Below are 18,030 nucleotides of genomic sequence, written 5' to 3'. Positions count from 1 at the left end.
TTATCGATCGAAACGCAAAAGGCCCGGGATAAAGAAATCAGCGCAGCGTGACCTGACGCGAACGCAACCCGTCGCGGGAACGGCGCTCTTCGGAAGTCAATGGGGCATCGGACGCGAGTGCGGCGGCCAGCTTCGCACCGAATTCGCGTGCGGGAGTTTCCCATTCACTGGCATGCCGCTCGCGGTCGAGATCGAAGACCGGCACCAGCAGACCGTGGGTGCGGAACGAGCCCGCGAAGCGCGAACCCTCACCCAGGTGCAGATCGCCGGCCGCGTGCAGGCGGGCCAGCGCCAGCATGAGCTGATCCTCGTCCTCCGGCCGCACCCAGCGCACGTGCGCTTTCTCGCCGGCATCCACCCACCAGGCCGCGCCGATGGCGTCGGCACCCAGCTCCAGGCGGGCCGACGGCATGATCGCCTGATTGGCCTGCTCGATGGTGGCGGCCACCTGCGGGTCCGGGGTCACGCCCTCGGGCACCCACCACTTGAAGTCCTGGTGCACGGTCAGGTCCAGGGCCGCGCCCGGATCCAGCACTTCCGAAAGCCGCGGCGCGCCTTCGACATCCGCGTCGGTCAGCGACTCGCCCGGCGCGGCGGCCTGGGTCCACAGGATGGCGGCGGCCAGATCGGCGGCCGGGTCCCCGGACTGGAACTGCACCTGCGTGCCCACGAAACCGACCGGCTCGTCACCGGCCCGCACCAGCGCGGCGACCGCACCCGGCAGCACCGTGGCCAGGGTGACCGGCCGCTCGGCCGCCACATTCGACGACAGCTTCAAGGTGGCGGTCGCCGACGGCACGAACTCCCGCAGCGCGACCAGATCGCATTCCGCGGCCAAGCCTTCGAAGGGCCGCGTCACGGTCTGCGACGCCGCCTCCTGCTCGGCACGGCGGGCGGCCAGCTTCTGCGCCCGATTACTGTCCGGCTTGGGACTGTTGCGCTTGCTCTTACCCATGAGGTGCAAACCTACAGGGTGCCCCGACAGCGTCTCGCGACTGGCGCGGGGGATTTACGCCGTGGTGAGAACGGCTTTGGTGCGCGCGGGGTGGTTGGTGGCGACCCAGTCCACGCCGAGGTCGGCGCAGAGTTGGATGTCCTCGGGATCGTCGCAGGTCCAGACGTAGGTGGCGCGGCCCGCCGCGGCGGCCTTGTCGACCAGGTCGGGGTGTTCGCGCAGGGTGCGGACCGAGGGGCCGATGGCGGTGGCGCCGACCGTGCCCGCCGCGCCACCCGTCAGGTACAACGAGGACTCGCCCAGCAGGACCGTCGGCAGCAAGGGGGCCGCGCGCCGGATGCGCCACACCGCGGTCGCCGCGAACGAGATGACCACGGCGCGCGCATGATCCGCGGAGGCGGGGGCGCCGATGCCGTAGCGGTTGAGCTGCTCCAGCAGGGTCGTCTCGACCAGTGCGCCGTAGCGGACCGGATGCTTGGTCTCGATGAAGAGCTTGGTGGGCCGACTCTTCCAATCCAGCACCAGCTCGATGAGCTCGGAGAGAGTGAGCACGCCCTCTGGTTCGGCGGCGGTGCCGAAGTTCAGCGCCTTCAGCTCGTCGAGGGTCATTTCGCTGACCGCGCCCGACCCGTTCGAGGTGCGGTCCACGGTTCGGTCGTGCACGCACACCAGCTGACCGTCACGGGTCAGGCGGATATCGCATTCGACGCCGTCCGCGCCCTCCTGCAGGGCGAGATCGTAGGCGGCGAGAGTGTGTTCGGGTCGCGCCGCCGACGCCCCCCGGTGCGCAACCACGAACGGCGCACGACTGGCCCGGCTCACTTCGCCACTACCTCCTGTTGATCTGCGGTGACGACCTCATCATTGCCGACGCTCGCGCTCGGCGCGCGGTCGGCGGACCCGGTCACCCCCGGCGACACCGGTTCGATGACCGGCCGAGCAGGCTCGGTGGCGATCACCCAGCGATGCACCGTCTTCGGACGACCCCGCAAATCCAATCCGGCGAAACCGCGCACCAGGGCCAGCGACGCGACCGCGACACCGGCGGCCACCAGATCGGTCCACAGGCTCGCCAGCACGCCGTCGGCCTGCACCTGCAGCGAACTCGCGAACCGGTAGCAGACCGCCACCACGACGAGCACCGCGTTGAGCAGCCATGCGCCCCACCAGATCCGGACCGACCGCAGCAGCCGCGGATCCGCGCCGTCGGCGATCCGCAGCCGGGCCGCCTCGGTCAGGAACACGCCCGGCCACACCAGATTCACCACCGGGACAACGCAACCCAGGATCAGGATGCGCAGCGAACGCGGATCCGCCTGTCCCACCGCCGCATACGCGGCCCGGCGGGTCTGCGCCAGCCAGCCGACCAGCGCCACCGCCGTCACCAGCGCCGCGGCCGGCGCGAGAATCGAGGAAACGGTCACGGACGCATCGGAAATCCACAGCAGCCACGGCTGGATGAGCCGGGTCCGGTTGTGCAGCAGGATCCCGTAGCGGCCCAACTCGGTGAGCGCGGCCAGCACGAACAATCCCGCGGTCGCCAGCAGCGCGGTACCGACCCGATCGGTCAGCGCGGCCAGCGGGCGGCGCGGTACGACCGCCTCGCCCGGCAGCCGATCGTGCAGACCCCACTGCGGAATCTGGTGGTAGTGCGGGGTCTCCACGACGGCGGGACGCCGGGCGGGTTGCGCGGCATGGGTTCTGCGGCCGGGCGGGCGGGCCACCCAGCGATAGTTGCGGCGGTCGGCGGGGGCGTCGACGGGAGCCGGTGACAGCAGCACACCGCGGCAGCGTGGACACCAGTGCAGGGGTTTGCCCTGCACGGCCCAGCGCGCGCCGCAGCGGGCACACGGCTGTACGACGGTGGATCGCGATCGCACCTGTCCCCCGTTCATCGCTGCACCTCTCCGCGCCTAGTAGATCTTCGCCTCGGGACCGTCACCGGTGAGCGGCCGCCCGGACTGCTGCCAGGCCACCATGCCACCCGCGACATTCACGGCCTCGTAACCGATCTCGTTCAGAAACTGCACCACCGCGATGGACCGACCGCCCTGTCGGCAGATCACGTAGATCTCGGCGTCGATATCCAGCTCGTCGAGCCGGGCGGGCACATCGGTCATGGGAATGTGGATCGCGCCGGGGGCGCGGCCGAGCTGCCACTCGTCGTCCTCGCGGACGTCCAGGAGCTGGGCGGCACCGGCTTCGGCGGTGGCGGTATCGAATTCCGCAGGCACGGCATCGATCGGCACCGAGGGCACAGGGGAGTTCGTCACGGTTTCGATCCTGCCACGCGCGCGCGAGGGCCGTGGACTTCCGTACCTGCACACGGTTGGTTTCGGGAGTTATCCACATAATCCACAACCTGATCCACAGGTTGATAGACGACCGATTCGTCCGGTCGGCCGATCCGGAAGTCCCCTCCTGGTCCCGGAGCGGCCGACCTGGGCGCCTCTGTCCCAGAAGGCCCCAACCAGTCTGACGCCGCAGGTGGACCCGTGGTTCCGTTCGGCCCCGAAAAAAACGACAACACTACCGAAAAACGGAAATCCTGGGCCGGGCCAGGCAAGATCGGTAGCCTGGCGCTATGACTGTGAGCAGGGGGCTACTCGACGGCCTGGACATCAAGGGACTCAACCTCGCACTGTCGGAGGCGACCTGCCTCGGCATCGACGTCGACACCGCGGCCGGCACGCTACGGCTCGAACTCGACGTACTGACCCTGCCCGAGGACGGTCCACCGCCCGAGGACTGCGATATCTACCTGACCCTGACCGGGGTCAGCCGGGTCGCCGCCTCGCTGCGCCGCCAGCGCTGGGACGATCTCGAACCGGTTGTGCTCCCGCTCACGCTCGACGGCCTGCACGATGCCGTCAACAGCTTCGGCGGCGGCGCCCTGCACGGCTGGGACTTCCTCGACCTGTCCGACAGCTCCTGGAGCCAGTGGCGCAAGCTGCTCAGCTTCGACACGGAACTGCGCGACACCGAGGGCGCGCACATGATGGAGTTCTCCCAGGAAGAGGGCATCGACCCGCGCGAGCTCGATGTGCGCGTGTGGTTCGACGGGGCCGTCGTCACCGACCAGCAGGGCAACCCGATCCCGTTGCAGGACTTCATCGACGGCGGTGTCCGCTGGTGGCAGGCGCACGACGCGGGCGACCCGCGCGCCATGCGGCCGGACGTGGTGCCGCCGCTGTAACTCAGTAGGTGACGCCGGTGCCGTGCTCGGGGCAGTAGCCCCCGGGATTCTTGGCCAGGTATTGCTGGTGGTAGCCCTCGGCGTAGTAGAACGCGGAAAGGTCCGGCAGCGGGGCGATCTCGGTGGTGATCGCCCCGAATCCCGCCGCTGTCAACCGTTCCTGATACCGGCTCTTGCTCTCCTCGGCGGTTTTCGACTGCTCGTCATCGAACGTATAGATGGCCGAACGGTATTGGGTGCCGCGGTCGTTTCCTTGGCGCATGCCCTGGGTTGGATCGTGGTTCTCCCAGAATTTCTCGAGAATTCCGGCGTAGCCGATCACCTCGGGATCGAATACCACCAGCACCGATTCGGTGTGCCCGGTACGACCGGAACAGGTTTCCTCGTAGGTCGGGTTCGGGGTGTATCCGCCCGCATAGCCGACCGCGGTACCGAACACGCCCTCGAGCTGCCAGAAGCCCTGCTCAGCGCCCCAGAAGCAGCCCATCGCCACCACCGCGGTCCGCATTTCCGGCGGGAACGGGGGACAGATCTGATGACCGATCACATAGTGCCGGTTCGGGACTACGAATGGTTCGGAGCGGCCGGGAAGGGCTTGCTCGGCTGTCACCATGGTCGGTTCCGGTAGTCGCAAACGCCCAACGAACTCGTCGTACCACGACATGACTCGATGCTACGGGACCCGGCGCGACCGGCGATGATGTTGCGATCACCGCTATTCCAAAGGTTGGGAAAGATATACATCCGCCGGAATGTGGGGGCACGCAGCCCGGTTGCAGACGAGCGGGTGTACGAATGATGGTTGAGTGTCCCCCGGAACTTCCCGGGGGCGCACGGCCCCGACACGGAAAGGGACATCGTGGCTGTTTACACGCTGCCTGAACTCGATTACGACTACTCGGCTCTGGAGCCCTTCATCTCCGGGCAGATCAACGAGATCCACCACACCAAGCACCACGCGGCCTACGTCGCCGGTGTGAACGCCGCCCTCGAGAAGCTGGAAGAGGCGCGCGCCAAGGACGACCACGCCGCCATCTTCCTGAACGAGAAGAACCTCGCGTTCCACCTCGGCGGCCACGTCAACCACTCCATCTGGTGGAAGAGCCTGTCGAAGGACGGCGGCGACAAGCCGGTCGGCGACCTGGCCGCGGCCATCGACGAGGAGTTCACCTCGTTCGACAAGTTCGTCGCGCAGTTCTCCGCGGCCGCCAACGGCCTGCAGGGCTCCGGCTGGGCGTGGCTGGGCTACGACACCCTGGGCAACAAGCTGCTCACCTTCCAGCTGACCGACCAGCAGGGCAACGTGCCGCTCGGCATCATCCCGCTGCTCGGCCTGGACATGTGGGAGCACGCCTTCTACCTGCAGTACAAGAACGTCAAGGCGGACTACGTCAAGGCGTTCTGGAACGTGGTGAACTGGGCCGAAATCCAGGAGCGCTACACCAAGGCCGTCGCGCAGGGCAAGGGTTTGATCTTCGGCTGATGCCGTTGGGGGCTCCGCCCCCAAACCCCCGGGAGAGTCGGGGACGCAGCCCTCGACGCCGCTTCCGGTCGGGTCAGTTCGTACGCCTGAGACCCGCGAACCGAATGGTTCGCGGGTCTTTCGCATTTCCGGGTGCCGGGTGCTAGCACTCTTTGGTACTTGGGTTAATCCTATGAATGCGGGTGGACCAGCATGGCCGAGAACCACCTCTGAGCTGCATCAATATGGATCTAGATGGATGCCACTAGACGGCCGTGAAACCCGGATTTGTGACAAGGCGTGACAAGTCCGAGGGCATGGCGTTCCGTTCCTCCCGCCCTGTAAACACACCTGGTAACCCGTACAGGTGGGAGGCAACCGAGAGGTGCGCTGACCCAGATCAGCCCGGGAGGGAGGGTCTCCGGGCTGGGTACTCAAGGGCTCGAAACACCCCTTGGAATGTGTATCGACCGCGAGCCACAGAGTGCTCCGGTGCGAGCCCAGCCCCTGCACCCCGGGTAGGGCGGCCCGGTCGCACACCGCACCCCGCCCCTCCCCCACCCGCGTGCGAGATTGGCGACTGTGCCCGAGGGTGCGCCGAAAGATCGGCTTGACGGGTCTCTCCCCAGGCAGCTGCGAAGCCAGCCGACTGCTGTCTCATAAACGATCGGTTGTTGAGACTGAGACGAGAGACAGGTTCAGCGTCAGCCACTCTGGGCAAACGCGATCAACAACCGTCTTGAAACCCTGTCTCAAAACCCCTAGTCTCAAAACCGGCAAAGCAACGGGATTATGAGACGGGAAGCGATTCAGTGGCGATCATCGGATATGCACGAGTCAGCACCAACGACCAAGACCCTCAGCTGCAACTCGACGCGTTGAAGGCTGCTGGCGCGGAACGCATCTATACCGACCATGGCGTGTCTGGCGCGAAGACTGAACGGCCGGAACTGGATCGGTGCTTGGATCATCTGCGTGAGGGCGATGTGCTGGCCGTGTGGAAGCTGGACCGTTTGGGCCGCAACACGGTTCACGTGCTCCAGCTGATCGAGGAACTGACCGCACGCGGTGTAGGTTTTCGGAGCCTGACCGAGGGCCTGCACACGGACGGGCCGATGGGTAAGGCGATGCTCACGATCATGGCTGCTTTCGCGCAGTTGGAACGAGACACGATGATCGAACGAACTCGTGCTGGCTTGGCGGCAGCAGCGGCGAACGGCCGCAAGGGTGGCCGTCCTCGCAAGGTGGGCGACGCAGACGCGGCTAAGGCGAGAGAGCTGAAGGCGAAGGGGATCAACGCGCCGGACATCGCGAAGATGCTCGGATGTTCCCGAGCGACCGTCTACCGCTACTTGTCCGGAGAATGATCGACCGCACCGAGAAGGCAAGGCCCTGGCACAGACCGGGGCCTTTTCTGTTGCCGAGGAACTAGCGCGCTGACAGCGTAGATCGGGTGCGTTGGAGCGCGGCCACGCCTTCATCGGCGAGGTCGAGCATCCCTGCCCTGGTGGTTGCTCGGATCGCTCGCTGAATCTGATGCGGTAGCCGATGGCGTTCCGCGGACTTGATTGCTTCAGCGAAAGCGTCTGCGGCACCGCCAGCGTCCCGGTTTGCTACGAGAACCTCGCCGGTGGTTACTCGTTCGATGATGTACCACTGCGGAGCAGCGGGACTACCCGCCTGGCGATAGACCAGCTGGCACGCTTCCGCTACTCGTCCGGTGCCCATGAGGCCGCGTAGTTCGATCTCGCGCAATGTGAACGGTTGGAACAGCAGACCGCTGCATGCGTTCTGGTCGAGCAGGTCCCGGTAAGCGTTGAGCGCGAGGTCGAACCGTTCGGCGTCTCCGAGTTCGCCTGCGGCACGGCACATGAAGGCAAGAGAGCCTCCCTGGTCGGCTGGATCGCTCGACAGCCGTAGGGAGTGGTCGAGTCGCGCGACTGCTGCGCCGGGATGCCCGGCCTTGCGCAATTCGTTGCCGTGCATCCGAAGCGTGTGGGCGTAGAAGTGTGGATCTTCGAGGTGCGCAGCGATTTTCACGGCCTGACCAGTCCATCGAGCAGCTGAGGACAACCGCTCTTCGGGCAGGACGGTACCGAGCGAAACTCCGAGCGCTACACGGGCTTGTGCCAGCAAGACCAAGCTGTCACGTTCCATGTGCCCTTCCGATGCTCGCGCCTCGAGCCGAGCGACCAGCGGCCACAACTCGTTGACGGCTTCTACGGCGCGTCCGGCCTGTCTGGCGATTTCAGCGAGACGCACTGTGCTGTCGCCGAATTGCAGCATTGCCCGATACTCGGCATCGTCAACGTCGGTCACGCCGAGCACATGCGCGGGTAGGGCGAGACGGGCAGCTATGCGCCTGCGGGTGTCTACGTCACTGATCACCCGGCGTCCGGTTTCGAGCATCGACACGTACGACTTGTCGTAGCCGAGCAGTTCGGCCAGTGCTACTTGATTGGCACCGTTTATGCGCCGATAGGCGCGCAGGATCGTCGGCAGGTCCCTGGTTGCGATAGCTGTAGCCGCCTCCGGAGTCGCCCACAGCCAGACAGCAGACGCGATCGGGGCAGCTCGGACGACAGACCGACCAACATTGCTGTTGGTGGCGCAGGTGGGGCACACAGGGTTTTCCGCGTAGCGACTGATCGCTACTCCGCATGCCTGACACCTGCTGTCGGCCACCGCGTCTCTCCTAGACGTTCTCTGCTGCCCTCAGCTGCGCGAACCACGTCATGATCGAGCGCTTGTAGCCATCGGGCATGTTCAGCCCGGCAATCTCGTCCTCAGCGAACAGCCCAACCTCTTTGTGCTCGTGGGACAGTACGGGCTCGGCATCGGTATCCGGGTAGCAGCCGTAGGTCACGATGAAGACGTTCTTCTCGACCTCGTTGATGTAGTACATCCAGCTGTCGAGAATTGGCCCGGTAGTCACTGGCCACTGCGTCTCTTCGGTGATCTCACGGGCTACGCACTCTTCCGGCGTTTCGTCGGGTTCGATCCTGCCGCCGGGCAATTCCCACTCTTCGCGCTCGTTCTTCATGGTTCGCCACCTCGACAATGCACTCGAGCGGCTCCGCAACCTCGGGCAGGCGTACAACGCGGCGGCCATGGTGAAGTCGCTGACGAAGGAACGGCCCCGACTGACATTGGCGCAGATGCGTTCGACCGTGGACTCGGGGGCCTACAGCCCGGAGGAAATCGCACGGATTCTGATCGCGGCTGACGACTTCCAGAACACGAAGACGCCGGGAATGCGGCCCATGTTCTGGATGTGGATGCTGAACCTGCGGCGTGGAGAGGCCCTCGGCGCTGAGTGGGAGAACATTCAGCTGAAGCGGGACGAGGCGGGTAACGAGCCGGGGCTGTTGGTGAATCAGCAGTGGGTCCACAACCCGATCACGGGCAAGCACGAACTCGCCAAGGTGAAATCGGCGGCGGGCGACCGACTACTACGACTACCGCCTCTCGTGACAACCATGCTCGGTGAGGTCCGCGAGTGGCAGATCGAACAGCACAACAACGGCCGGTTCCCTCAGCTGCCGACACGGGTCGTGGTGAAGTCCAAGGGCAACAAGGCCGGGCCAGCGGGAACAACGATCAGCAGCACCTCGGTATACCCACCTTGGTACGCCCTACTGGATCGGGCGGGAGTGCGGCACCTGAAGCCTCATGCCTGCCGGGCCACAATCATCACGCAGATGAAGAAGCGCGGCGTGGATGAGCATGCTGTCAAGGCGTGGGCGGGCCACAGTGTCCGCGGGGACGTGACCGAGGAGCACTACACCCATTTGCAGCTGGTGCGGTGGGCTGAGGCGGCGGAGGCGTGGCAGGAGATCATCTCCGACATCCTGGCCGAGTTTGTGGCAAGTCGTGACAAGCCCCGCACGGAAGGCCGGGCGTTGCGCCTGGTAGGGGCCTGATTAGCCGATATCTAGCACTCACTGGTACTTGTGTGCCAGTTACGTTCGGGTCCAACCTGGTGTTTCACAACAGCAACACCGGGCACAGCCGCCCCCGTGGAGGATTTCGGGAGGCTCATCATGGATGGTCAGCAGATCGGCGTCATGCCGTTCCATGCGCGTGGTTCGCTGCAAGGGTTCGTGATCTCCGGGCGCTGGCCCGACTCCACCAAGGAATGGGCGCAACTGCTGGTGATCGCCGTGCGAGTGGCAAGTTTGCCGGGGCTACTGCCCACCTCGACCGTATTCGGGGCGCGGGAGGAGCTACCGGAAGATCCGGATCCCGCGATGGTGGGACTCGTCATTGCCGAGGGCACGGTGCTCGGCTCGGCGGAAGGCTTACGGCCCGGCATGTTTGCCGCACATGTGCCGCCCGCATTGATCATGTTGCATCCGCCGCGCGAGACGCGACCGTCGCTGCCCGAGTGCGCGGGCGCGGCGTCCGGCTGCCTGCTGCTGCCGGGGCTGCCGCATCTGGGCCTCGAACATCGGGCGGCCTGGGTGGAAACCGATAGCGACGGCACGGTGACCTCGATGGTTTCGCGAGTGGGGGTGGATCCGATCAGCGATCCCGACACCGCGGTTCTGGCCATGCTGCTGGCCGCGTAAGGGTAACCGAAACCTTCCGGCAGCATTGCCAAACTTATTGTGCGCATTGCGATTTGGGTGACAGTCGTTTGCACGCGCCCGGTTTGCCGGAGTAGAGTGGCGGCGAGCGAAGGGGAGTAGCCCCCAATCACGCCGTCGACATACTGATCCTTTCCGGGTCCGGCGCGTGGACCGGTTCTTCCGGTGGGCGAGACCTTCGGCCGATAACAAACCAAACCGATTGACCGGTGCGGTGTCGGCTGAAGCGCCCCCGCATTCAGCCGACAGGCCGGAAACCTGGGAGCTGACCTTCATGATCGCCACGATATTGCTGAGCTTCGGCGTGCTCTTCCTCGCCGAACTGGGCGATAAATCGCAACTCATGGCCCTGACCTTCGCGCTGCGCTACCGCTGGTGGGTGGTGCTGACCGGCATCACGGTCGCGAGCATTCTGGTGAACCTCATCGCCGTCGGCGTCGGCCATTTCCTCGGCGCGGCCCTGCCGACCGGTGTCATCTCCCTCTTCGCCGCCGCCACCCTGATCGGTGTGGGTCTGTGGACGCTGCGCGAAACGCTGCAGTCCGGCGAGGTCGACGGTGAGGTCGCGCCGGAACCCAAGTCCCGCAATGCCTTCCTGGTGGTCGTCTCCGCGTTCCTGCTCGCCGAACTCGGCGACCGGACCATGTTCGCCACCATGGCCCTCGCCACCAAGAACGGCTGGGTCGCGGTGTGGATCGGGTCGGTCGCGGGCATGGTGGCCGCCGGCGGGCTGGCCATCCTGATCGGCGTCACCATCGGCAAGCACATTCCGGAACGGATCATCGCGGTCTGCTCGGGGCTGCTGTTCCTGTACTTCGGCGCGCTGACGCTGCTGGAAGCCTTCGCCGAGGGACTGGGCACACCGGTCGCCGCGGTGCTGTCGCTGGTTCTCCCTGCCCTCGCGGGCGGTGTGCTGCTCCTGCTGCGCCGCCGGGGCGCGAAGCCGGAATCAGGCGTCGAGCACCGGATCGCCGAACAATTCACCACTGCGCCGCACGAGGTCCAGTAGCGGCACGCGCAATTCCCGCAGGCCGTCCAGATCGCCGACCGCGATTCGCGCGGTGACCATGGCCGACAGGGCTGCCACCAGGGTCTGGCAGGCGAAGCGCTGGGATTCGGTCTCCGCGCCGAGCACGTCGGCGACCATGGCCACGAAGGTCTCCTGCATCTGGGTGCGCCGCGCGATGGCCTCGGTGCCGACCGCGTAGACCTCGACCAGGAACAGACGGGCGTAGGCGGGCTGACCGGCGAGCGCGTCCAGGTAGGCGCCGAGCAGGCGGCCCATCCGCTCGGTGCGGGTCTCGCCGTCGAATTCCGCGCCGGTGGCGGCCAGCACGCCGGTCAGCATGAGTTCCACGGCCCGCTCGTAGGCGGCCTCGAAACAGTCCTCCTTGGAACGGAACTGCTCGTAGAAGGTTTCCCGGGAGACGCCCGCGCGTTTGATGACCGCGGCCACCGGCGTTCCGACATAACCGTTCTCGGTCATCGCCTCGGCCATGGCCAGCAGGATGCGGTCGCGCTGGGCGGCGACCACGGTCTCGCGCGGCAGGCCGTGGCGGCCGCGGGGCAGTTGGCGAGTTGCCGAATCGGGCATTGCGTGGACTCCATTGGCCTCGGTCGGTTCAGGCGAGCTTTCTCATTCTGCGGGGCCGGGCCGGTTGTTCGGTGGTGAAGCCCGTCGGTTCGGTGCGAGCGATCTCGAGACCCCCGGCCACCCCGCCGCGTAACGAGTAGTCCACCAGACGTTGGGCCAACGGGCGACACCACAGCACCATGCTCACCCAGTAGGGCGAGACGATGCGGCGAGAACGCCTGGCCAGGGCACGTTCGCAGGCGTCGATGGCCGGGCCGAGCGGGGCGATGCCGGAGACGGTGGAGCGACCCAGAATGCTGCGGGCCGCCTCGGTGCCGAAGCCGCGACTGGTCATCTCGGTGTCGAGTTCCGCGAAATACGCCATGCCGACCCGGGCTCCGGTGTGGCGCAATTCGATTCGCAGGGTGTCGCCCAGCGCCTCGACGGCCGCCTTGGAAGCGCTGTAGGCCCCGGCGAGCGGCAGGTGGATGGCGGCGGCCAGCGAGGAGATGAGCAGCACGTAGCCGTCACGGTGCGCGAGGTGCGGGCCCGCGGCGCGCAGCGTGTAGTAGACGCCGAGGACGTTGACGGTGAGGGTCTCCTCGAGCACGGACGGGTCACCGCTGAGCAGCGAGAGTTGCCGGGCGATGCCGGCATTGCACACCACCGCGTCCAGTCCGCCGAGCTCTGCGGTCAGAGAATTGACCACGCGCGTCACCTGGTCCGGGTCACCGATATCGCAGTAGCGCCAGGGTGCGTCGCCGCAGTCGGCGGCGACCTGGGACAGCAGCGATTCCTCGATGCCCAGCAGCGCGACGCGCGCCCCGTGGGCGTGCAACTGGCGGGCCAGGGCCGCCCCGATCCCCCTGGCCGCACCCGTGATCAGGATGCGCTGGCCCGCGACCCGCGGCGAATGGCGGCGGAATCCACGGCGTGGATGAGCCGGGCTGACATTCATGTATGCGAAACTACCACCTAGACGAACACCTGTGTTCGCAAATATTGCGAGCTGCTGTTGCGCAATGCGAGCCACCTTTGCGAAGTGCACAACACGAGCGTCGCCGAATGCGACACCTTGCCGGGGCCGCCGAGGCGCCGACCGGACCCCGCGCGGGGCGCGCACCGGACCCCGCTATCGTGCCTATTGACGGAGGGCCAGTGAGAGGGCTCTCCACCGTCGAGAGGACCAACACCGTGGAGATTTCGGGCTCCGCCGCCATTGTCACCGGAGGTGCGTCCGGGCTGGGCGCGGCCACCGCCAAGCGGCTCGCCGACGCGGGCGCGACCGTGTTCGGCCTGGATCTGGCGCAGTCGATCGAGCGCGCGGGCGACAGCGTTCCCGCCGGTGTCACCCTCATCCCGACCGACGTCACCAGCGGTGACGAGGTGGCCGCCGCGGTCGCCAAGGTCGTGGAATCCGGTGTGCCGCTGCGCATTGTCGTCAACTGCGCGGGCGTGGGCTGGGCGGGACGCATCCTGTCCAAGAACGGCCCGCACGACCTGGAGCTGTTCCGCACGGTCATCACCGTGAACCTGCTCGGTTCGTTCAACGTCATGCGGCTGGCCGCCGACGCCATCGCCAAGACCGATCCGGTCGACGAGTACGGCTCGCGCGGCGTCATCATCAACACCGCGTCCGTCGCGGCGTTCGAGGGTCAGATCGGGCAGATCGCCTACTCCGCCTCCAAGGGCGGCGTCGCCGGCATGACCATCCCGGCCGCGCGTGACCTGGCGCAGTTCGGCATTCGCGTGAACACCATCGCGCCCGGCATCATCGACACCCCGATGCTGGCCGGTGTCACCGAGGAGTACCGCAAGGGCCTCGAGGCCGGCGTGCCGTTCCCGTCGCGCCTGGGTCGTCCGGACGAGTACGCGCAGCTCGCGCAGTACATCACCGAGCACGACTACCTGAACGGCGAGACCATCCGCATGGATGGCGCTCTCCGCATGGCTCCGCGCTGACGCTGGGTCTTGGGGGTTTCACCCCCAAACCCCCGTAAGGGCAAAGACAAGGCCCACACCGGATTCCGGTGTGGGCCTTGTTGTTTTGTAAAGCACAGAGGCGCGGGGGTTGAGTCCCGCGCCTAGGAAGCTTTAGTGGGGGCGGACCGCAGCAGCCTGCGGGCCCTTCTTGCCCTCGGTGATCTCGAACGACACGGCCTGGCCCTCTTCGAGCTGCTTGTAGCCGTTGCCTTCGATCTCCGAGTAGTGGACGAAAACGTCGGGGCCGCCCTCGTGAGAAATGAAGCCGTAGCCCTTCTCCGCGTTGAACCACTTGACGGTGCCCTGAACCATTACCTTCTCCTGACGAGATGTTTCTTGTGTTGCGTGGGTACCGCGGCCGCGATACCCGGGGTCGATCAGAAGGCGGCCTTACACCCTGCCCAGCAGGGTCAAGCACGCCCGCACAATGTTCCGCGCGAGCATGTGAAACACGTACACGAAAACTTACGACCAAGACGTACAACGTACGCGTCGGCGTGGAGTTCCCGAAATCGCCGAGAGATGCGGACCATCACATTCAGGACAAATCACGCATGACCGATTCCCGCTTGCTATAGGTCGGGCTCCTGCGGAAACACCACGGGAGCCCGATCCGGGGTAGCTGTCAGAGCGTGCGGGTGAGGCGGTCGGCCAGGATGCGGGCGAAGTGCGCCGGATCCTTCAACTCGCCACCCTCGGCGAGAACCGCGGTGCCGTAGAGCAATTCGGCGGTCTCGGTGAGCGCCTCCGGCTTGTCGGCGTCGCCGGAGACCTTCGCGAACGCGTCACGCAGGCCGGTAACCAGCGCGTGCGACGGGTTCAGCTCGAGGATCCGCTTGCTGTGCGGCAGCTCCTGACCCGAGGCCCGGTACATGCGCTCGAGCATCGGGGTGAAGTCGAACACATCACCCACGATGCAGGCCGGCGAGGTGGTGAGCCGGTTGGTCAGGCGCACCTCCTTCACCTCCGCGTCCAGGGTCTGCTGCAGCCAGGTCAGCACCTCGGAGAAGTCCTTGTCCTGCTGCTCGCGCAGCTGCTCGGACGCCTTCTTCTCGTCCTCGGTCTCCAGATCGACCTCGCCCTTGGCGATCGAGACGATCGGCTGGCCGGCGAACTCGGTGACCGAGCCCACCCACATCTCGTCGACCGGCTCGGTCAGCACCAGCACCTCGAGGCCCTTGGCCTTGAACGCCTCGATGTGCGGCGAGTTCTCGATCTGCTGCCGGGATTCGCCGGTCATGTAGTAGATGGCCGACTGGGTTTCGGGCATCCGCTCGACGTACTCGGCCAGCGACGTCTGCTCGGTCTCCGAATGCGTGGACGCGAAAGACGAGACGGCCAGGATGGTTTCGCGGTTGTCGGGATCCGACAGCAGGCCCTCCTTGAGGACCCGGCCGAATTCCTTCCAGAACTCCCAGTACTTGGTCTTGTCCTCGGCGTTGCGCAGATCCTTGACGGTGGCGAGCACCTTGCGCACCAGCCGCTTGCGGATCATCTGGATCTGCCGGTCCTGCTGCAGGATCTCGCGAGAGACATTGAGCGACAGGTCCTGCGCGTCGACGACACCCTTGACGAAGCGCAGATACTCCGGCATCAGTTCTTCGCAGTTGTCCATGATGAACACCCGGCGCACATACAGCTGCACGCCGCGCTTGTGCTCGCGGGTGAACAGGTCGAACGGCGCGTGCGACGGAATGAACAGCAGCGCCTGGTATTCGAAGGTGCCCTCGGCCTTCATCGGGATGATCTCCAGCGGATCGTCCCAGGCGTGCGAGACGTGCTTGTAGAACTCCTGGTACTCCTCGTCGGAGACCTCGCTGCGCGGGCGCGTCCACAGCGCCTTCTGCGAGTTCAGGGTCTGCGTCTCGACCAGGGTCTTCTCGGTCTTGTCCTCGCCCTCACCGTCCATGACGGTGCGTTCGACATCCATCCGGATGGGCCAGGCGATGAAATCCGAGTACTTCTTGACGATTTCGCGGAGTTTCCACTCCTGCGTGTAGTCGAAGAGGTGATCCTCGTCGTCGGAAGGCTTGAGGTGCAACGACACCGACGTGCCCTGCGGGGCCTCGGCGAGCTCCTCGATGGCGTAGGTGGCGCTGCCCGACTCGGATTCCCAACGGGTGCCGGTGGTCTCGCCCGCCTTGCGGGTGGTCAGGGTGACCTTGTCGGCCACCATGAAGGTCGAGTAGAAGCCGATGCCGAACTGGCCGATCAGCTCCTCGGCCTGCTGATCCCCGGCCTTCGCCTCCAGCAGCTGCTTGCGCAGCTGGGCGGTGCCCGACTTGGCGAGCGTGCCGATCAGGTCCACCACCTCGGCGCGGGACATGCCGATGCCGTTGTCGCGGATGGTGAGTACGCGATTGTCGCGGTCGACCTCGAGGTCGATGTGCAGATCCGAGGTGTCGGCCTGCAGGTCCTTGTCGCGGAAGGTCTCCAAGCGCAGCTTGTCGAGCGCGTCGGACGCGTTCGACACCAGCTCCCGCAGGAAGGTGTCCTTGTTCGAATACACCGAGTGGATCATCAACTCCAGCAGTTGATGGGTCTCGGCCTGAAACTCCAGGTGTTCGATGTGTTCGGTCACGACGCGATATTACGACGGGTGAAGTCGGCGATGCCGGGAACCTCCGCGTCCGCGCGGTCGGTCATCCAGTCCCGCAGCACCTTCGTCGCCTGCACGTCGTCCTCGTTGTATTCGAGGATGCGGGTGCGCTGCGACATATCCGGTTCGCCGCCCTCGTAGGCGACGGCCAGGCGGTACCAGGCCATGGACGCCTCGCCACCGGCCTCGGCGTCACGCCAATGGAATCCCGCCACCGGCGCGATCTTCTTGAGGCCCTTGCCGTTCGGGCAGATGAACTGCTCCGACACCGCCTGGAACATGTCCACCCACTGCGGGCTGTCGACGAACTTCTGCACCTCGCGCTCGGTGGGAACGCCGGGGCGACCCGCGAAACGGCGGGCCGACTCGTAGAGCCACTTGTCCTCGGCGGTGCGCGAGTAGCAGTAGGCGGCAAAGGTTTTACCCGCCGCCATCGCCTCGGCGCGCACCTCCATGAGCCAGGTCCAGAACTCCGCGAAGGAGCGACCCTCGTCCTCGGTGGGCAGCGGATCCCAGGTGACGAACGGGCGGTACACGCCGTCGAGCAGGGTGCCCCACAGGTAGGCGCCGTGTTCCTGGTAGCTCTCCAGGTCCACGTCCACCTCGACGTCGGCGCGGGTGACCCGCACCTGCTCGACCCGGCGGACCAGGGGTGCGCCGGTGGCCCAGGCGCGGGCGGTGACCACGGTCTCGGTGAACGGCTCGTACTGCCAGTCGTCGGGTTCGTCGCCGCTCCAGGCGGCCAGATCGTCGATGGTCTCGACCCCGTGGCGGCGCAGCGTTTCCGCGCGCGAACCCGGGGCCACCAGGCTCACATCGCGATGCTCCGACAGCCACTGCTCACAACTGCGGCCACCCTCCTCCGGCACCCGCGACCACCAGGGGCACTGGCGGCACTCCGGGACTTTCGATGCAACGGTGGGGAGTTCGCCGCGCACCACCGCGATGCGGTCGGCGTAGCGGACGTCGTAGTCGGCCAGGATCGGGCCCAGGTCGTGCACCAGGACGCGGTCGAAGTGGTAGCCGACCGCGCCGCCCACCAGCGCCGGACTGGCCAGGCCGTGCCGCTGCAGCATGCGATAGAGGTGCGCGAGGCGCTGCTGATCGCGGGGCTGCGGGCGGTTGCGAACATGCCTGTCCGGCTGCGGATTCCAGTCGTAGAGGTCGCTGGTCGTGGGGTGGTGGTCGGCCGGATCCGGCTGGCGGGGATCGGTCACCTTGTGGTTCACCACGATGACCGGGATATATCCGCCGCGATCGGTGTCGCGCCAGAGGATTTCGCAGCCGCCGCGGCGACCGGTGTCGGCCTCCTGCGGCAGCAGGCCGCCCCAGATGCGTTCGGCCCCGGCCGCCATGGCGGCCATGGTGGCCTCGGCGCGGCGGGTCGCGGACTGCTTCGGCTCGATGACCGTCCAGCGCTCCGGCGCGGCGGCAACCAGCGTGTCCCGCACGTGAAGTCGATGCGCGGCCGCGGCTTCGCGTCGCTGCAGCACCCCTGCGTCTTCGATGACCCCGGTCAACTTCCCCGGATGTTCAGCATCCAGATGCAATCGGTGTCTACAGCCGATCAGCGAACGCGCGTCCAGAAACGCGGCCCGTTCGCCATGGTCACCGATGCCCGAATACACGCCGTTCAGTATGGCCTCACCCCCCGACATTCCTACGAACTGGCA

The 18,030-nt window shown here is 66.3% G+C and carries 19 protein-coding genes; 7 read left to right on the top strand and 12 right to left on the bottom strand.

Going from position 1 to position 18,030, the window contains the following annotated elements; genetic code table 11:
- Nucleotides 1–37: 37 nt before the first annotated feature.
- Genes ACFXHA_RS21515 through ACFXHA_RS21500 form a run of 4 tightly spaced genes read right to left on the bottom strand, consistent with a single transcriptional unit; the run spans nucleotide 38 to nucleotide 3,228 of the window.
- A complete protein-coding gene (locus ACFXHA_RS21515; RefSeq protein WP_379359305.1) occupies nucleotides 38–955 on the bottom strand; it encodes a DUF5926 family protein in 918 nt (305 codons plus the stop codon).
- 54 nt (nucleotides 956–1,009) lie between these two features.
- The gene (locus tag ACFXHA_RS21510; RefSeq protein WP_379359304.1) at nucleotides 1,010–1,777 is read right to left on the bottom strand and encodes a glycerophosphodiester phosphodiesterase; all 768 of its coding nucleotides are present in this window, start codon (nucleotides 1,775–1,777) and stop codon (nucleotides 1,010–1,012) included.
- The gene (locus tag ACFXHA_RS21505) at nucleotides 1,774–2,850 is read right to left on the bottom strand and encodes a DUF4328 domain-containing protein (protein WP_379359303.1); all 1,077 of its coding nucleotides are present in this window, start codon (nucleotides 2,848–2,850) and stop codon (nucleotides 1,774–1,776) included. Before ACFXHA_RS21505 ends, ACFXHA_RS21510 begins: the two co-directional genes overlap by 4 nt.
- Before the next feature lie 18 nt (nucleotides 2,851–2,868).
- Nucleotides 2,869–3,228, bottom strand: coding sequence for a rhodanese-like domain-containing protein (locus ACFXHA_RS21500; protein ID WP_379359302.1), 360 nt, complete (start codon nucleotides 3,226–3,228; stop codon nucleotides 2,869–2,871).
- Nucleotides 3,229–3,539: 311 nt separating this feature from the next.
- Between ACFXHA_RS21500 and ACFXHA_RS21495 the strand changes: the two genes are divergently transcribed.
- Nucleotides 3,540–4,151 (top strand): hypothetical protein, encoded by a 612-nt coding sequence (locus ACFXHA_RS21495; RefSeq protein WP_379359301.1) that lies wholly within the window; start codon nucleotides 3,540–3,542, stop codon nucleotides 4,149–4,151.
- A 1-nt stretch (nucleotide 4,152) separates the two neighbouring features.
- Here the strand turns inward: ACFXHA_RS21495 and msrA are convergent, their stop codons facing one another.
- Nucleotides 4,153–4,815 carry a peptide-methionine (S)-S-oxide reductase MsrA gene (gene msrA, locus ACFXHA_RS21490; RefSeq protein WP_379359300.1) on the bottom strand — a complete coding sequence of 221 codons (663 nt, stop codon included), beginning with the start codon at nucleotides 4,813–4,815 and terminating at the stop codon, nucleotides 4,153–4,155.
- Between the two features lie 195 nt (nucleotides 4,816–5,010).
- Between msrA and ACFXHA_RS21485 the strand changes: the two genes are divergently transcribed.
- A complete protein-coding gene (locus ACFXHA_RS21485) occupies nucleotides 5,011–5,634 on the top strand; it encodes a superoxide dismutase (protein ID WP_379359299.1) in 624 nt (207 codons plus the stop codon).
- A 791-nt stretch (nucleotides 5,635–6,425) separates the two neighbouring features.
- Nucleotides 6,426–6,980: a recombinase family protein gene (locus tag ACFXHA_RS21480; protein WP_379359298.1), complete on the top strand. Its 555-nt coding sequence runs from the start codon at nucleotides 6,426–6,428 to the stop codon at nucleotides 6,978–6,980.
- A 61-nt stretch (nucleotides 6,981–7,041) separates the two neighbouring features.
- On the opposite strand, the gene ACFXHA_RS21475 is transcribed toward ACFXHA_RS21480, so the two are convergent.
- Nucleotides 7,042–8,298: a helix-turn-helix transcriptional regulator gene (locus ACFXHA_RS21475; protein WP_379359296.1), complete on the bottom strand. Its 1,257-nt coding sequence runs from the start codon at nucleotides 8,296–8,298 to the stop codon at nucleotides 7,042–7,044.
- Nucleotides 8,299–8,308: 10 nt separating this feature from the next.
- Entirely contained in the window at nucleotides 8,309–8,656 is a 348-nt protein-coding gene (locus tag ACFXHA_RS21470; RefSeq protein ID WP_379359294.1) for an NUDIX domain-containing protein, read from the bottom strand.
- On the opposite strand from ACFXHA_RS21470, the gene ACFXHA_RS21465 reads away from it, so the two are divergent.
- The 3 genes from ACFXHA_RS21465 to ACFXHA_RS21455 all read left to right on the top strand — a co-directional run bounded on the left by ACFXHA_RS21465 (nucleotide 8,655) and on the right by ACFXHA_RS21455 (nucleotide 11,211).
- Nucleotides 8,655–9,536, top strand: a complete 882-nt coding sequence (locus ACFXHA_RS21465; RefSeq protein WP_379359292.1) for a tyrosine-type recombinase/integrase — start codon at nucleotides 8,655–8,657, stop codon at nucleotides 9,534–9,536. The genes ACFXHA_RS21470 and ACFXHA_RS21465 overlap by 2 nt on opposite strands.
- 120 nt (nucleotides 9,537–9,656) lie before the next feature.
- Nucleotides 9,657–10,184 carry a peptidase gene (locus tag ACFXHA_RS21460; protein ID WP_379359290.1) on the top strand — a complete coding sequence of 176 codons (528 nt, stop codon included), beginning with the start codon at nucleotides 9,657–9,659 and terminating at the stop codon, nucleotides 10,182–10,184.
- Between the two features lie 292 nt (nucleotides 10,185–10,476).
- A complete protein-coding gene (locus ACFXHA_RS21455) occupies nucleotides 10,477–11,211 on the top strand; it encodes a TMEM165/GDT1 family protein (RefSeq protein WP_379359288.1) in 735 nt (244 codons plus the stop codon).
- On the opposite strand, the gene ACFXHA_RS21450 is transcribed toward ACFXHA_RS21455, so the two are convergent.
- Nucleotides 11,152–11,796 carry a TetR/AcrR family transcriptional regulator gene (locus tag ACFXHA_RS21450; RefSeq protein ID WP_379359286.1) on the bottom strand — a complete coding sequence of 215 codons (645 nt, stop codon included), beginning with the start codon at nucleotides 11,794–11,796 and terminating at the stop codon, nucleotides 11,152–11,154. The genes ACFXHA_RS21455 and ACFXHA_RS21450 overlap by 60 nt on opposite strands.
- 28 nt (nucleotides 11,797–11,824) lie before the next feature.
- The gene (locus ACFXHA_RS21445) at nucleotides 11,825–12,733 is read right to left on the bottom strand and encodes an SDR family NAD(P)-dependent oxidoreductase (protein WP_379359284.1); all 909 of its coding nucleotides are present in this window, start codon (nucleotides 12,731–12,733) and stop codon (nucleotides 11,825–11,827) included.
- 236 nt (nucleotides 12,734–12,969) lie between these two features.
- Between ACFXHA_RS21445 and ACFXHA_RS21440 the strand changes: the two genes are divergently transcribed.
- Nucleotides 12,970–13,737 (top strand): SDR family NAD(P)-dependent oxidoreductase, encoded by a 768-nt coding sequence (locus ACFXHA_RS21440; RefSeq protein ID WP_379359638.1) that lies wholly within the window; start codon nucleotides 12,970–12,972, stop codon nucleotides 13,735–13,737.
- Between the two features lie 132 nt (nucleotides 13,738–13,869).
- On the opposite strand, the gene ACFXHA_RS21435 is transcribed toward ACFXHA_RS21440, so the two are convergent.
- From ACFXHA_RS21435 to ACFXHA_RS21425, 3 genes are all read right to left on the bottom strand, one after another.
- Nucleotides 13,870–14,070 carry a cold-shock protein gene (locus tag ACFXHA_RS21435; RefSeq protein WP_379359282.1) on the bottom strand — a complete coding sequence of 67 codons (201 nt, stop codon included), beginning with the start codon at nucleotides 14,068–14,070 and terminating at the stop codon, nucleotides 13,870–13,872.
- A gap of 313 nt (nucleotides 14,071–14,383) precedes the next feature.
- Entirely contained in the window at nucleotides 14,384–16,339 is a 1,956-nt protein-coding gene (gene htpG, locus ACFXHA_RS21430; RefSeq protein WP_379359280.1) for a molecular chaperone HtpG, read from the bottom strand.
- A complete protein-coding gene (locus ACFXHA_RS21425; RefSeq protein WP_379359278.1) occupies nucleotides 16,336–17,985 on the bottom strand; it encodes a TM0106 family RecB-like putative nuclease in 1,650 nt (549 codons plus the stop codon). The genes htpG and ACFXHA_RS21425 overlap by 4 nt, the downstream gene beginning before the upstream one ends.
- Nucleotides 17,986–18,030: the final 45 nt, after the last annotated feature.

Origin of the sequence: Nocardia sp. NPDC059240 (assembly GCF_042753865.1) — a bacterium.
Classification (GTDB): domain Bacteria; phylum Actinomycetota; class Actinomycetes; order Mycobacteriales; family Mycobacteriaceae; genus Nocardia.
This window is presented reverse-complemented; position numbering and strand designations above follow the sequence as displayed.